This is a genomic window from Delftia sp. RIT313 (assembly GCF_000632165.1).
In the GTDB taxonomy this organism is placed as follows: Bacteria; Pseudomonadota; Gammaproteobacteria; order Burkholderiales; family Burkholderiaceae_C; genus Comamonas; species Comamonas acidovorans.
Map to the genome: position 1 here is coordinate 1 of NZ_JFYT01000026.1, position 349 is coordinate 349.

Below are 349 nucleotides of genomic sequence, written 5' to 3' on the forward strand. Positions count from 1 at the left end.
TGAACGAGGAAGTCGAAGACGGGCTGCTCAAGGAGCGGCTGGGCCAGGTACTGCCCGACTACATGGTGCCTTCGGCCATCGTGGTGCTGGATGCCCTGCCGCTGACGGCCAATGGCAAGGTGGACCGCAAGGCGCTGCCCGAGCCGGAGACGGCGGGGGCACAGGAATACGAGGCGCCGCAGGGCGAACTGGAAGAGGCGCTGGCGCGCATCTGGGCCGAGGTGCTGGGCGTGCAGCGCGTGGGGCGCCATGACAGTTTCTTCGAACTGGGCGGTCATTCGTTGCTGGCCCTGAAGCTGCTCGAACGCATGCGCGCCAGGGGGCTGGCGGCCCAGGTGCGCAGCCTGTT

1 protein-coding gene is annotated in these 349 nt (G+C 68.2%); it reads left to right on the forward strand.

The genetic code is table 11. The annotated features are described in order from the left end of the window. Positions 1-349 (forward strand): phosphopantetheine-binding protein (locus BW39_RS04075; protein WP_043820005.1); only part of this gene is annotated, 349 nt, incomplete at both ends.